The 14,295-nt window shown below is 73.4% G+C and carries 11 protein-coding genes; 10 read left to right on the forward strand and 1 reads right to left on the reverse strand.

Going from position 1 to position 14,295, the window contains the following annotated elements; translation table 11 throughout:
* The first annotated feature begins 182 nt into the window (after positions 1-182).
* The 9 genes from OG389_RS28825 to OG389_RS28865 all read left to right on the forward strand — a co-directional run bounded on the left by OG389_RS28825 (position 183) and on the right by OG389_RS28865 (position 10,563).
* Complete coding sequence (locus OG389_RS28825) at positions 183-2,606, forward strand: collagenase (RefSeq protein ID WP_328301349.1); 2,424 nt, start codon at positions 183-185, stop codon at positions 2,604-2,606.
* 81 nt (positions 2,607-2,687) lie between these two features.
* Complete coding sequence (locus OG389_RS28830; protein ID WP_328301351.1) at positions 2,688-3,839, forward strand: NAD(P)/FAD-dependent oxidoreductase; 1,152 nt, start codon at positions 2,688-2,690, stop codon at positions 3,837-3,839.
* A 124-nt stretch (positions 3,840-3,963) separates the two neighbouring features.
* Complete coding sequence (locus tag OG389_RS28835) at positions 3,964-4,299, forward strand: (2Fe-2S)-binding protein (protein WP_328301352.1); 336 nt, start codon at positions 3,964-3,966, stop codon at positions 4,297-4,299.
* A complete protein-coding gene (locus OG389_RS28840) occupies positions 4,280-5,740 on the forward strand; it encodes an FAD/NAD(P)-dependent oxidoreductase (protein WP_328301353.1) in 1,461 nt (486 codons plus the stop codon). The genes OG389_RS28835 and OG389_RS28840 overlap by 20 nt, the downstream gene beginning before the upstream one ends.
* Before the next feature lie 87 nt (positions 5,741-5,827).
* Positions 5,828-6,757 carry a dihydrodipicolinate synthase family protein gene (locus OG389_RS28845; protein ID WP_328301354.1) on the forward strand — a complete coding sequence of 310 codons (930 nt, stop codon included), beginning with the start codon at positions 5,828-5,830 and terminating at the stop codon, positions 6,755-6,757.
* 29 nt (positions 6,758-6,786) lie between these two features.
* A complete protein-coding gene (locus tag OG389_RS28850; RefSeq protein ID WP_328301355.1) occupies positions 6,787-7,791 on the forward strand; it encodes a proline racemase family protein in 1,005 nt (334 codons plus the stop codon).
* Positions 7,788-8,822 carry a proline racemase family protein gene (locus OG389_RS28855; protein WP_328301356.1) on the forward strand — a complete coding sequence of 345 codons (1,035 nt, stop codon included), beginning with the start codon at positions 7,788-7,790 and terminating at the stop codon, positions 8,820-8,822. The genes OG389_RS28850 and OG389_RS28855 overlap by 4 nt, the downstream gene beginning before the upstream one ends.
* A complete protein-coding gene (locus OG389_RS28860) occupies positions 8,819-9,781 on the forward strand; it encodes an ornithine cyclodeaminase family protein (RefSeq protein ID WP_328301357.1) in 963 nt (320 codons plus the stop codon). Before OG389_RS28855 ends, OG389_RS28860 begins: the two co-directional genes overlap by 4 nt.
* Before the next feature lie 56 nt (positions 9,782-9,837).
* The gene (locus OG389_RS28865) at positions 9,838-10,563 is read left to right on the forward strand and encodes a GntR family transcriptional regulator (RefSeq protein ID WP_328301358.1); all 726 of its coding nucleotides are present in this window, start codon (positions 9,838-9,840) and stop codon (positions 10,561-10,563) included.
* Here OG389_RS28865 and OG389_RS28870 read toward each other — a convergent pair.
* Positions 10,560-12,392, reverse strand: a complete 1,833-nt coding sequence (locus tag OG389_RS28870; RefSeq protein WP_328301359.1) for an AAA family ATPase — start codon at positions 12,390-12,392, stop codon at positions 10,560-10,562. The two genes, OG389_RS28865 and OG389_RS28870, sit on opposite strands and share 4 nt — an antisense overlap.
* 152 nt (positions 12,393-12,544) lie before the next feature.
* Here OG389_RS28870 and OG389_RS28875 point away from each other — a divergent pair, with 152 nt between their 5' ends.
* Positions 12,545-14,293, forward strand: coding sequence for an ABC transporter substrate-binding protein (locus tag OG389_RS28875; protein ID WP_328301360.1), 1,749 nt, complete (start codon positions 12,545-12,547; stop codon positions 14,291-14,293).
* Positions 14,294-14,295 lie beyond the last annotated feature (2 nt).

Raw genomic sequence — 14,295 nt, forward strand, 5'->3', positions numbered from 1 at the left:
GGGCTCCCTCAAGAAGATGCGAACTGGTGGGCGCACAGGTCTTGTCAGTGCAATTTCACATTACTATGTTACAGCTCACACCGCGGCACGTTAATCCCCGTCAAACGCCGCGTGACGCAGGGCAGTTCACGCAGCAGTTCTCGCACCATTCCCCCACCTCCCCTCCGAACCAGGAGTCCTTGGTGTCCCAGCACAGAGTTGTGCGCACGTCCCTCCTCTCCGCCGCCGTCGCCGTCACCCTCCTCGCCACCGCGGGCCAGGCCGTGACCCAGGCCGCCGAGACCGGCGTCCGCGCCAACGCTCAGGGTTCGACCGCGACCGGCACCTTCACCGGCGGTGCTCAGGGCGCCGAGGCCGGCGCGAACCCCTTCGACGAGGTGGAGCACCTCGCCGACGCGCGGAAGGCGGCCCCCGCGCCCGCCCCGGCCCCCGGCGGCCCGGCCGTGAGCGACGGGACGGCCGCGACCGGCGGGCAGGCCGTCACCGAAGGGAAGGTCCCCGGCGCCGTCACCAGGGCCGCCGCCGTGACCGCCACGAAGAGCGGCCGGCTCGCCGCCTCCGCGACGAGCGCCGCCGCGGGCGTTCCCTGCACCCTCGACGGGATCACGGGGCTCTCCCCGGAGCAGTTCGCCGACTTCCTCGCCGACCCGGCCGTCACCGCCGACGGCTGCCTGCGGGGCCTCATCTGGACCTGGGACGCCCGCCTGGCGCCGGTCATGTCCGACGCCCACGTACAGGCCGTCTCCCGCCGGATATCCGGCCTGGCCGCCGCCCACGACGGCCGCAACTCCTCCCACCTGGAGGAGATGTTCACCTACCTGCACGCCGTGGTCTACCACGACTACTCGCGCGGCGAGATCGACGTCACCGACGCCCCGACCGTCGATGCGATGCGCCAGGCCGTCGCCGCCTTCGCGGGCGCCGCCCGCACCTTCGACGCCACCGCCACCAACGCCCGCACCCTGCGCGAGGCCCTCTACGCGGCCAGCGCCCCCGGCCTGCGCCAGCACCAGCTCGGCCTGATCAAGAACGTCCTGGCCACCATGGACCCGGCGCACACCGCGACGAACCTGGACGCCTCCTGGGCGGGCGCGGCCCTCGCCGCCCTCTCCGTCAACTACCTCGGCGTGTACCCGGGCAACCAGGACGCCGCATTCCAGGCGGCGGCCGCCGGCGACGCGTCGTACCGCACCGCCTTCAAGAACTTCGCGACGTACTCCCACCTCAAGGGCACCGCCAACGCCTGGGTGGCGCGCGACGCGCTGGGGGAGTACGGGCGCTTCGGCCAGATCGACAGCCTGCGGGACGAGGTCGTCGCCGACCTGGGCGCGCTGCTGGGACCGGCCAGGTCCACCTTCGGCGACGGCAGCGAGCAGTGGGCGAAGGTCGTCTCCTGGCTCAACTATTACCAGGCGTGCAAGCCCTACGGGGTGTGCAAGGAGGACATCGAGAAGGAGCTCTTCCCGAACACCTACACCTACGACAACGGCGCCATCAAGGTCCGCACGGCCCTGGACCGGGCCACCGTCGACCAGCTCTACTACGCGAGCAAGCAGGTCAAGACGCAGTTCCACCGCGTGGTCGGCACCGACCAGCCGCTCGCCGGGGACGTCAACACCACGCTGAACATCGTGCTCTACGCCTCCCGCGCGGACTACGTGAACTACCACCCGATCCTGACCGGGTACGGCACCAACAACGGCGGCATCTACATCGAGAACGGCGCCACCTTCTACACCTACCAGCGCCGCGTCCCGCAGGACTCCTCGCTCACCCTCGAAGAGCTCTTCCGCCACGAGTACACGCACTACCTCAACGGCCGCTGGGCCGTCCCCGGCTCCTTCGGTCAGGGCGCCTGGTACGAGAACGACCGTACGACCGCCATGGACGAGGGCTCCGCCGAGTTCTTCGACGGAGCGACCCGGGACAACGGCATCGCCGTGCGCAAGTCCCTGGTCAAGGGGATCATCAGCGACACGGCCGGCGGCGGCCCGCGCATGTCGGTGGACCAGCTGCTGCACGCCACCTACGACGGCGACGGCTTCCGCTTCTACAACTACGCGGGCACCTTCTTCGAGTTCATGTGGACCTCGCACCCCTCGAAGCTGCGGGAGATGTACGGCTACCTGCGCGCCGACGACCCGGCGGGCTTCGACGACTGGCGCACCCGCATGGGCCAGGACGCGTACCTCCAGCGCGAGTACGACCGCTTCCTGGACGCCCAGATCGCCAAGGTGGACCAGCTGTACGTGCCGAACACCGCCTTCACCCCGAACGCGCAGCTGCGCGACGCGGCGCTCGCGGACGTGAAGACCGCCTTCGCGACGGCCACGTACAGCACCCCGGACTGCGTGGAGAACGGCGATCCCGGCAAGCGCCGCTTCACCTGTACGGGCAAGATCACCGCGAACCTGAAGAGCTGGCGCAACGACGACCAGAACTTCCAGGACATGTCGGAGACTCTCGACTACTTCATCCTCGACCGGGCGGGTGCGGCCTCCAACAACCTGGCGGACATGAACTGTTCCTTCGGCCCGCTGGAGATCTGGACCAACCACAAGGCTGGGACGTCGAGTTACAGCTGTGAGGGTCCGCTGCGCAGCTGACCGGGGGCGGGTCGGTCCCGTCCCGGGGCCGGCCCGCGCGGCTCTCTGTTCCCTCTATAAAGAATGTGACATATTACTGCCGTGGCCAAGAGAACCTCCCTGGACGTCGTGATCATCGGCGCCGGTGTCGTCGGAGCCGCGTGCGCGTACTACGCGGCGCGCGCCGGACTCCGCGCGGCCGTCGTCGACCGCGGCCCAGTCGCGGGCGGCACGACCGGCGCGGGCGAGGGCAACCTGCTCGTCTCCGACAAGGAGGCGGGTCCGGAGCTGGACCTCGCGCTGCTGTCGGCGCGCCTGTGGCGCGAACTCGCACGCGATCTCCCGCGGGAGATCGAGTACGAGGCCAAGGGCGGACTGGTCGTCGCGGCCGACGAGGCCACCGTCAAGGCGCTACGGGGCTTCGCGGACGGCCAGCGCTCCGCCGGGGTCGACGCGGTCGAGGTCGGACCGGGCGAACTGCGCGAACTGGAGCCCCACCTGGCACCGGACCTGGCGGGCGGTATCCACTACCCGCAGGACGCCCAGGTCCAGCCGGCCCAGGCGGCGGCGCGGCTGCTCGCCGCGTCGGGAGCCGAGGTGTACCTCGGCGAGGAGGTCACGGACCTGCTCCGGGGCCCTGGAGGCGAGCTCCGGGGCGTCCGCACCGCCCGTCGCGACCTCCTGGCCCCGGCGGTGGTCAACGCGGCCGGGACCTGGGGCGGGGCGTTGGCCGCACTGGCGGGGGCTTCCCTGCCCGTGCTGCCGCGGCGAGGGTTCGTGCTGGTCACGGAGCCGCTGCCACGGGCGGTGCGGCACAAGGTCTACGCCGCGGACTACATAGCGGACGTGGCCAGCGGATCGGCGGCGCTGCAGTCCTCGGCGGTGGTCGAGGGGACCCCGGCGGGCCCGGTCCTGATCGGGGCGACGCGGGAGCGGGTGGGATTCGACCGCTCGCTGTCGACGGAGGCGCTGCGCCGGCTGGCGGCGCAGGCGGCCGCGCTGTTCCCGGTCCTCGCGGACGTCCGGGTCCTGCGCACCTACCACGGCTTCCGCCCGTACCTGCCGGACCACCTCCCGGCGATCGGCCCGGACGCGCGGGTGCCGGGCCTGCTCCACGCCTGCGGCCACGAGGGCGCGGGCATCGGCCTGGCCCCGGCGACGGGAGCCCTGATCGCATCGGCCCTGACGGGCACCGCCCCCGCCCTGGACCCGGCCCCCTTCACCCCCTCCCGCTTCGCGGACCCACCCCGATGACTCCCGGGGCCGGGGGTCGGGGCGGAGCCCCGGGGACGGAGGAAGAGCGGGTGGGGGACACGCCCCGCGGGGCAACGGGGACGCCGAACGCGTCCGGTCGGAGCAACTGAGGAGCACACAGGCGATGAGCGAAGCGACGAGGGGACGGCGAAGGTCGCCCCGCGACCTGGTCGGCGGAACCCCCACGGAGACGTGGAGCCTCCGCTTCGACGACCGCGAGCTGCCGGCCCAGACCGGGCAGAGCATCGCCGCCGTCCTCTGGTCCGCGGGCATCCTCGCCTGGCGGACCACCCGGGAAACCGCCACCCCGCGCGGAGCGTTCTGCGGGATCGGCAGTTGCTACGACTGCCTCGTCACCGTCAACGGCCGCCCGAACCAGCGCGCGTGCCTCGTGCCCGCCCGCCCCGGGGACCACGTCACCACCCAGGAAGGGACCGGCCATGGCGACCTCGCCGTCTGATCTCGCCGTCATCGGCGCCGGTCCCGCCGGCCTCGCCGCCGCCGTCACGGCCGCCGGCCTGGGCCTGCGCGTCACCCTCCTCGACGCGGGTGAACGGCCCGGCGGGCAGTACTACCGCCACCCCGCGCCCGGCCTCGGCGCGGCCCGCCCCGAGGCCCTGCACCACGGGTGGGCCGCCTTCGCCGCGCGCGAAGCCGCCCTGCGCGCCCATGAGGCGGCCGGGCGGATCACCTATCTCCCCTTCCACCACGTGTGGACGGTCGTCCCCGAAGGGCAGGGCGCCACCGCCGACCGCGCCGCCCCCACCTGGACCCTGCACGCCGTCGCCGGCCCGGACGAGGCCCCCACGATCGTCCGGGCCCGCGCCGTCCTGCTCGCCACCGGGGCCTACGAGCGGCAACTGCCCTTCCCCGGCTGGACCCTGCCCGGGGTCGTCGGAGCCGGCGGGGCGCAGGCGATGCTGAAGAGCGGGCTCGTGCTCCCGGGCCGGCGCGCCGTCGTCGCCGGGAGCGGGCCGCTGCTGCTCGCCGTGGCCGGCTCGCTCGCCGCCGCCGGCGCCCGGGTCCCCGCCGTGGTGGAGGCCGCCGCCTACACCGGCTACGCCGCCCACGCCCCCGCCCTGCTCCGCAATCCCGGCAAGCTCGCCGAAGGCGCCACGTACGGCAGCGCCCTGCTCCGCCACGGCGTCCGCCTCCTCACCCGGCACGCCGTCACCGAGGCCCACGGCACCGACCGGGTCGAAGCCGTCACGGTGGCCCGGCTCGACCGGGACTGGCGGCCCCTGCCCGGCACCGCCCGCCGCATCCCCTGCGACGCCGTGGCCGTCGGCCACGGGCTCGTGCCGCAGCTGGAGCTGGCCACCGGCCTCGGCTGCGCCACCCGCCCGAGCCCGGACGCCACCGTCGCCCTGGAGCTGGACGCCCGGCAGCGCACCTCCGTCCCCGGGATCTGGTCCGCCGGGGAGACCGGGGGCATCGGCGGCGCCCAACTGGCCCTGGCCGAGGGGGAGATCGCTGCGCACTCCATCGCGGGCCGGCCCGTCCCGGCCCGTCTGGTCCGGAGCCGTACGCGGCTGCGCGCCTTCGCCGCCGCGATGGCCGGCGCCCACCGCCCGGGTCCCGGCTGGACCGGCTGGCTGCGCGAGGACACCGATGTGTGCCGCTGCGAGGAGGTCCCGGCCTCCCGGATCCGGGAGGCCGTCGAAGACCTGGGGGCGCGGGACGCCCGTACGGTCAAACTCCTCACCCGCGCCGGCATGGGCTGGTGCCAGGGCCGGATGTGCGGCCCGGCCGTCGCCGCCCTGGCCGGAACGGGCCCGGCCCCCGACCGCAGACCGCTGTCCTGCCCGGTCCCCCTGCGCCACCTCGCCGGACTTCCCGCCGACGCGCCGTCCGAACTTCCGCCCGGACTTCCGCCCGAGCTTCCCCCCGAACTTCCCTGACGGGACTGCCGATCGGGTGGCCGCACCTCTTGTGGCCACCTCACGCCCACTAGTAAAATGTCACACATCACTCTAGGGAGCACACTCATGACCCACGCGCACACCTCCGCGCCCACCGGTACGGACAGCCGCACCCGCCCCTGGCACGGCATCATGGTCGCCACCGCGCTACCCCTGCGGGAAGACCTGAGCGTCGACTACGACGCCTACGCCGAACACGTGGCCTGGCTGATCGCCAACGGCTGCGACGGCGTCGTCCCCAACGGCTCCCTCGGTGAGTACCAGACCCTGACCGACGAAGAGCGGGCCCGGGTCGTCCGTACCGCCGTCGAGGCCGCCGGGGACGGCGCCCGCGTCATGCCCGGAGTCGCCGCCTACGGCAGCGCCGAGTCCCGCCGCTGGGCCGAGCAGGCCGCCGAGGCCGGCGCCGGATCGGTCCTGCTGCTCCCGCCCAACGCCTTCCGGGCCGACGAGGACGCCGTACGCGCCCACTACGCCGACGTCGCCCGCGCCGGCATTCCCGTCGTCGCGTACAACAACCCCATCGACACCAAGGTGGACCTGGTCCCGTCCCTGCTCGCCCGCCTCCACGCCGACGGGTCCATCGTCGCCGTCAAGGAGTTCAGCGGGGACGTGCGGCGCGCCTACGAGATCGCCGAACTCTCCCCGGGTCTCGACCTGTTGATCGGCGCCGACGACGTCCTTCTCGAACTCGCGCTGGCCGGCGCCGTCGGCTGGATCGCCGGCTACCCCAACGCCCTCCCGCAGTCCTGCGCCACCCTCTACCGCGCCGCCGTCTCGGGCGACCTCGCCACCGCCCTGCCGCTCTACAAGTCCCTGCACTCGCTGCTGCGCTGGGACTCCAAGACCGAGTTCGTGCAGGCCATCAAGCTCTCCATGGACCTGGCGGGCCGTCCCGGCGGCGCCACCCGCCCGCCGCGCTTCCCGCTGACCGGCGAGACGGAGGCCGCGGTCCGCGCCGCCACCGAGAAGGCTCTCGCCGAGGGCCTCAACTAACCACGCCGCAAGGACAGTCAGGGGACTCCATGCGCACACGCCACATCTACCACGCGGTGGACTCGCACACCGAGGGCATGCCCACCCGGGTCATCACCGGGGGCGTCGGGGTGATCCCCGGCGCCACCATGGCCGAGAAGCGGCTCCACTTCATCGAGCACCTGGACCACATCAGGACCCTGCTCATGTACGAGCCGCGCGGCCACTCCGCGATGAGCGGCGCGATCCTGCAGCCCCCGACCCGCCCGGACGCCGACTTCGGCGTCCTCTACATCGAGGTGTCGGGCCTGCTCCCCATGTGCGGGCACGGCACCATCGGGGTCGCCACCGTCCTCGTCGAGACCGGCATGGTGCCGGTCGTCGAACCGGTCACCACCGTCCGGCTGGACACTCCGGCCGGACTGGTGAGCGTCGACGTCCGCGTCGAGGACGGGGCGGCGACCGCCGTCACCCTCACCAACGTCCCCTCCTTCAGCGTCGGGCTCGACCTCAAGGCGGACGTCCCCGGATACGGCACGGTCACCTACGACCTCGCCTACGGCGGCAACTTCTACGCCTTCGTCGAACTCGACGCCCTCGGGCTCCCCTTCGACCGGGCCCGCGGGGACGAGCTGCTCGCCGCAGGCCTGGCCGTCATGGAAGCGGTCAACGCCTCCGCCGACCGGCCCGTCCACCCCGAGAACCCCTCCATCGCCGGGGTCAAGCACGTCTACCTGGCCGCCCCCGGCTCCGACGCCGTCCGCTCCCGGCACGCGATGGCCATCCACCCCGGCTGGTTCGACCGTTCACCGTGCGGTACGGGCACCAGCGCGCGCATGGCGCAGCTGCACGCGCGGGGGCTGCTGGCACTGGACACCGACTTCGCCAACGAGTCGTTCATCGGCACGGAGTTCACCGGCCGGCTCGTCGGCGAGACCACGGTGGGCGGGCTCCCGGCCCTCGTGCCCACCGTCACCGGCCGGGCCTGGATCACCGGCGCCGCCCAGTACTTCCTCGACCCGTCCGACCCGTTCCCCGGAGGGTTCCTGCTGTGAACGTCGTACGGACCGTGGACTACCACACCGCGGGCGAGCCGTTCCGCATCGTCGACTTCACGGCCCCGGGCCTGCCGCCCGTGCCCGGGGACACCGTCGCCGAGCGGTGCGCGACCGCCATCGGGCCCGGAGGGTCCGGGACGGCCCCCCGGCGGGGAGTCCTGGACGACGTACGGCGCCTCCTCGTGCAGGAGCCGCGCGGGCACGCCGGGATGTACGGGGGCTTCGTGGTCCCGCCCGACGACGACGGGGCCCATTTCGGGGTGCTGTTCTGGCACAAGGACGGCTACTCCACCGCGTGCGGCCACGGCACCATGGCGCTGGGCGCCTGGGCCGTGGACACCGGCCGGGTCGCCGCGCCCGACGACGGGGACGTCCAGGTGCGGATCGACGTGCCCTCGGGGCGGGTCGGCGCGACCGTGCACCGCGCCGGGGGTCGCACCACCGGGGTCACCTTCCGCAACGTCCCGGCCCGCGCCAGCGCCCGCAAGGTGCCCGTGGCCACCACCCTGGGCATGGTGGAGGCGGACATCGCGCACGCCGGGGCCTGCTACGCCTCCGTGGCCGCCCGGGACCTCGGCCTGGCGGTGACCCGGGACGCGCTGCCCTCGCTCGTGCGGGCCGGGAGGGAGATCCGGGCCGCCCTCGCCACCCACCCCGGGACCTGGCACCCGGACGGGCCGCTGCTCTCCGGGGTCTACGGGGTGACCCTGTACGAGGAACTGCCCGACACCCCCTTCGGGCCGCACCAGCGCAACGTCACCGTCTTCGCCGACGGGCAGATCGACCGCTCGCCGTGCGGGTCGGGCACCTCGGCGCGGCTCGCGCTGCTGGCCGAGGACGGCCGGCTGGGGCCGGGGGAGGACCTGCTGCACGAGTCGGTGGTGGGCACGGTGTTCACGGGCCGGGTCGCCTGCGGCTCGGCGGCCGCCGGACTGGTCACGGAGGTCACCGGGGCGGCCTACCGCACCGGCGAGCACGCCTTCCGCGCCGACCCGCACGACGCGCTCGCCACCGGGTTCCTGCTGTGACCCCGCCTGCCGGGATCCCGCAGTTCTCGGCCGCCGGGACGGCCGGGCTGCTCGGCCCGGCCGCCGCCGCGGACGCGCTGGCCGGCGTACTGCTGGCCGGACTGGACCCCGAGACCTGTCCGCCGCGCAGCGCCCTGCCCGTACCGGGCGGCGGGGAACTGCTGCTCATGCCGGCCGCCGCGGGGGCGTACGCGGGGGTGAAGATCGCCGGGGTGGCTCCCGGGAACCCGGCGCGCGGGCTGCCCCGGATCACCGGCTCCTACCTGCTCCTGGACGGGCCGACCCTGAGCCCGCTGGCCCTGTTCGACGGGGCGGCGCTGACCGCGCTGCGCACCCCGGCCGTCTCCGCCCTGGCGCTGCGTCACCTGCTCCCGGCCGGGCGGCCGCTGCGGATGGTGCTCTTCGGATCGGGTCCGCAGGCCTACGGACACCTCGAAGCGGTGCTGGCGATACGGCAGTTGGCCGAGGTGGTGGTCGTGGCCCGTAACCCTGGGGGCGCCGGGAAGCTGGCGGCGTACGCCCGGGAACTGGGGGTCCCGGCCCGCCCGGGGGCGGCCGTGGAGGTGGCCGACGCCGATCTCGTCATCTGCTGCACGACGGCGCGCGAGCCGCTCTTCGACGGGAGGCTGATCGGCCCGCAGGCGACGGTCGTCGCCGTCGGTTCGCACGAGCCGGAGGCGCGCGAGGTCGACACGGCCCTCGTCCGGCACGCGGCCGTCTACGTGGAATCGCGCGCCGCGGCCCTGCGCGAGGCAGGGGACCTGCTGGTACCGGAGGCGGAAGGGGCGATCGGGCCCGGTCACATCAGCGGCACCCTGGCCGACCTGGTCGCGGGCCGGATGCCGGGTGGCGGGGCGGGAAGTTGTCCACAGCTCTTCAAGAGTGTGGGCATGGCCTGGGAAGATCTGGCTGTGGCGGTGGCCTGGTTCGAGGCCGCCGGGGAGAACAGCGCAACGTGACATTGTACGCTGTTCCTCCGCACGCCGGTGGTGTGAGCGGTCTCGGAGGAAATGCAATGGGTGACCTGAAGCAGCACAGTCTCATCAAGGCCCAGGAACGGCTCCGCGACCAGGTCGGCCACGCCCTCCGAGCCGCCCTGATAGCGGGTGAACTGCGCCCCGGGAGCGTCTACTCCGCACCCGGCCTCGCGGCCGAGCTCGGGGTCTCGGCGACCCCGGTGCGCGAGGCGATGCTCGACCTGGCCCGCGAAGGCCTGGTGGAACCGGTGCGCAACAAGGGCTTCCGGATCACGGAGGTCAGCGAGCGCGATCTGGACCAGTACACCGAACTGCGCACGATGATCGAGGTCCCGACCATCGGCCGGATCACGAAGATCGCCACGCCCGAGCAGCTGGAGGCGCTGCGGCCGATCGCGCAGGAGATCGTCACCAGCGCGCGCGAGCACAACCTCATCGGCTACCTGGAGGCGGACCGCCGCTTCCACCTCACCCTCCTCGGCCTCGCCGGCAACGACCGCCTGGTCGAAACCGTCGGCGACCTGCGCAAGCGCTCCCGGCTCTACGGACTCACCGGCCTGGACGAGGCCGGCAAGCTGGTCTCCTCCGCCGAGGAGCACATCGAGCTCCTCGACCTGATGCTCACCGGCGACGCCGAGGCGGCCGAAGCCTGCATGACCCGCCACCTGGGCCACGTCCGCTCCCTGTGGGCCCAGGGCCGCGACGAACCGGTGGGCCGCACCCCGGGCCGCCTGGGCTCGGGCGCCCTGGGCTCGGGCGCCTAGGGCCTGTCGCCGAACTCCCTCCGGTCGTACGACGACCGGTCCGGGTCCTGCCGGGGAGCCGGGTCCGTCTCGACGTGGACCTGCTCCCAGGGGCGGCCGTGGCTCTCGAAGAGGGCTCGGTAGCGTGCCACGGTGTCCGGGTCCAGGACGCCGTGGTCCACGACGACGGGCTCCCGCTCCGAGAGCAGCTCCCCGAGATCGCACCACAACTCCCGCTCCACGTCGGCCCGCAGCCGCTGGTACGCCTCCGGGTCCGGGTCGGGGCCTTCGCGCCCGAGCCGGTCGCGGAGGTCCTCGTCGAGGGACAGCCGGGTGTAGCCGCGCCGTGCCAGGTCCCGTGCGCGGGCGTCCCGGCCCGCTGCCGACGGCCCGCACAGCACTACGGCGCCCCCGCGCTCGGCGGTGCCGTCGGCGGCGGTCAGGTCGAGCGCCGCCCGCATCGCCTCCACCGGTAGCCGGGGCGAGGCGGCGGCGGCCCCGGCGACGGACGGTGAGCCGTCACCGAGCAGGCGCAGCAGTGTGTCCGGCGCCGTCCGGGAGTCCTCGGCGACGGCCCGCCGGACGGTGCGGTCCTCGTCCGCCGCCAGCCGACCGAGCAGTTCGGCGGGCAACTCCGGATCGCGCAGGGCCAATACGCGCATGTGTGGCTCCGGGTCGGCGGCGAACCGCCTCAGCGTCCCGGACGGAAACGCGAAGTGGTCCGCGGGCCGGTCCCCGGACTTCGACCGCACGTGGCGCCGTTCGATGTCCTCGGCGGTCGAGAGATCCGCGTCGGGTGTCCGCTCCAGGGCGATCATGCGGATCGCCGGGTCCTCGTCGGCGAGCATCGCGCGCAGCAGCGGGGCCGGCAGCCGCTCGCCGAGGGCCGCTGCGCGCCGCATGCCCGGGTAGGGGGACCCGGCGTAGGGGGCGGGGTCGGCCGCGACCCACGGGTAGGGCTCCAGGTCCAGAAAGGCGAGGGCGATTTCGCAGAAGACGTCCTCGTCCTGCGCGTTCTCCCAGTCCTCGTCGGCCCGGTGGGCCCCCTCGGTCAACCACGCGTGGATCTCGGCCCGGAGCTCCGGCGGAGTGTCCGCGCGGACGAAGACCCGTCCCCGGACCTCAGGGCTCGGGTCCCGGGCCAGCAGGTCCCGCAGCCCCGCCGGCAGCGCGGGGTGGGCGGCGGCCTTCGCGCGGACCTCCTCGTCGGGGTCCACGGCCAGGGCCGCGGCCGTGTCCGGGTCCAGGGCGAGGAAGGGCACCACGAACCGCCGTGTGGCCGGGTCGGCCAGCAGGGCGGCGTGCAGGTCGCGCGGGGGCCGGCGCCTGCAGGCGGCCGCCCGCACCTTCGGCTCGGCGTCCGCGAGCAGTACCCGCAGCACGTCCTCGGGCAGCTCCGGCCCGCGTTCGGCGACCGTCAGCCGCACCCGGGCATCGGTGTCGGCGGCGAGCACGGCCAGGAGTTCGGCCCGCAGGCCGGGGTGGCGCGCGACGGCGACCCGTACATCCGCCTCGGGATCGGAGGCGAACAGGGCCTGCCGCCCGGAGGTGGCGTCCTCCCGTCCGGCGCGGGCGGCACGCACTTCCGGGTCCGCGTCGGCCGCCAGCCGCGCGGCGAAGTCAGGCGGCAGCGAAGGGGCGTGCGCGAGGGCCAGGGCCTCGCCGCGCGCCAGGAAGGCCTCGCACAGGGCCGTGCCCGGCGCGGGCTCCTCCCGGCGCGCCAGCCGGTACGGTGCCTGGCCGTACGGCAGGAGCCGTACGGCCAGTTCCTCGGGAAGGGCCGCGTTCCGGCCGAGTCCCTCCAGTACCGCCGGGAGGTGCTCGAGCGCGGGCAGCCGTATCGGATCCATGTCGGGAGCATAGAAGGCCGGCCCAACAACCAGCCGCCCGGCCGGATTTGGACACGGCTGGATAACGGCGGCTCCAACCCCTTGTCAGTGCAATTTCACATTACTATGTTACCGGTCACATCATAGAGCGCGGCCCTTCACTGGAGTGACCCATGACCAAGCGCACCCAACTCGCCCTCGCCACAGCCCTGGTGGCCGCACTCGCATTCGGCGCATCGGGCTGCTCCGACCCCAAGAAGGGCTCCGCGGGCGCGGGTGCCTCCAATCCCGCCTCCGCCAACGACGGGAAGATCCTCGGCGGCGCTCCCGTCAAGGGCGGCACGCTCACCGTCCTGTCCAACCAGGACTTCGCCCATCTCGACCCCGCCCGCAACTGGGTCATGCCGACCATGGACTTCGGCACCCGCCTCCTCTACCGCACCCTGGTCACCTTCAAGGCCGAGCCGGGCAAGGGCGGCAGCGAGCTGGTCCCCGACCTCGCCACCGACCTGGGTACCCCCTCCAACGGCGGCCGCACCTGGACCTTCACCCTCAAGGAGGGCGTGAAGTACGAGGACGGCTCACCCATCAAGGCGCAGGACATCAAGTACAACGTCGAGCGCTCGATGGCCCCCGACCTGACCGGCGGCCCCGACTACGCGGCCCAGTACCTCGCCGGCACCGACGGCTACAAGGGGCCGCTGCAGGGCAAGCACCTCGACTCGGTGAAGACCCCCGACGACCGCACGATCGTCTTCGAACTGAAGCGGCCGGTCGCCGAGTTCTCGGCGACCGCGACCCTCCCCACCTTCGCCCCGGTCCCCGCATCGCAGGAGAAGGGCACGCAGTACGACGCCCGCCCGTTCTCCTCCGGCCCGTACAAGATCGAGTCCTACGACCGCGACAAGAAGCTCGTCCTGGTCCGCAACGAGCACTGGGACGCGAAGACCGACACCGTCCGCAAGGCCTATCCGGACAAGTTCGTGGTGGTCATGGGCCTCAAGGGCGGCCAGATCGACGACCGGATCATCGCCGGGGACGGCGCCGACGCCTCCGCCGTGCAGTGGTCCGACATGCGGCCCGAGAGCGCCCCCAAGGTGCTGCCCAAGCCGGAGATCAAGCAGCGCCTGCTGGCCGAGTCCCAGGGCTGTACCGAGATGCTCCAGATGAACAACTCCCGCGCTCCCTTCGACGACCCGAAGGTCCGCGAGGCCATGCAGTACGCCCTCGACAAGGAGGCCGTGGTCACCGCGGGCGGTGGCCCCGCGCTCAACGACGTCGCCACCGCCTACTTGCCCCCGGCCCTCGCCGGCGGCAAGCAGGCCGACACCCTGAAGATCGCGCCGTCCGGTGACCCGGCCAAGGCCAAGGAGCTCCTCAAGGCCGCCGGCAAGGAGACCCTGAAGGTCTCCCTCGCGGTCTCCACCGGGGACAAGGGCAAGGCGGAGGCCATCCAGCAGGGCCTGGCCCGCGCCGGCGTCGAGGTGGTCATCGACACCGTCGACCCGGGCGCGTACTACGACGTCATCGGCGACACCACCACCGCGCCCGACCTCGTCCTCAGCGGCTGGTGCCCCGACTACCCCTCCGGCTCCACCTTCCTGCCCTTCGTCTTCGACGGCCGCACCATCAAGGTCAAGGGCAACTCCGGCAACTACTCGCAGTTCCGCGACGAGGAGACGACGAAGCGGATCGACGAGATCAACGCCATGGCCGACGCCAAGCAGGCCAACCAGGCCTGGATCGACCTCGACGCCCAGCTCATGAAGAAGTCCCCGGCCGTCCCCGTCCTGCTGGAGCGCAAGCCGCTCCTCGTCGGCCCCAACATCGCGGGTGCCTTCGGCCACCCCGTCTGGGTCGGCCAGCTCGACTACGCCACCATCGGCCTCAAGGACCCGGCCAAGAGCCAGGGCCAGGGCTGAAC

It is taken from the genome of Streptomyces sp. NBC_00435 (assembly GCF_036014235.1).
Taxonomy (GTDB): domain Bacteria; phylum Actinomycetota; class Actinomycetes; order Streptomycetales; family Streptomycetaceae; genus Streptomyces.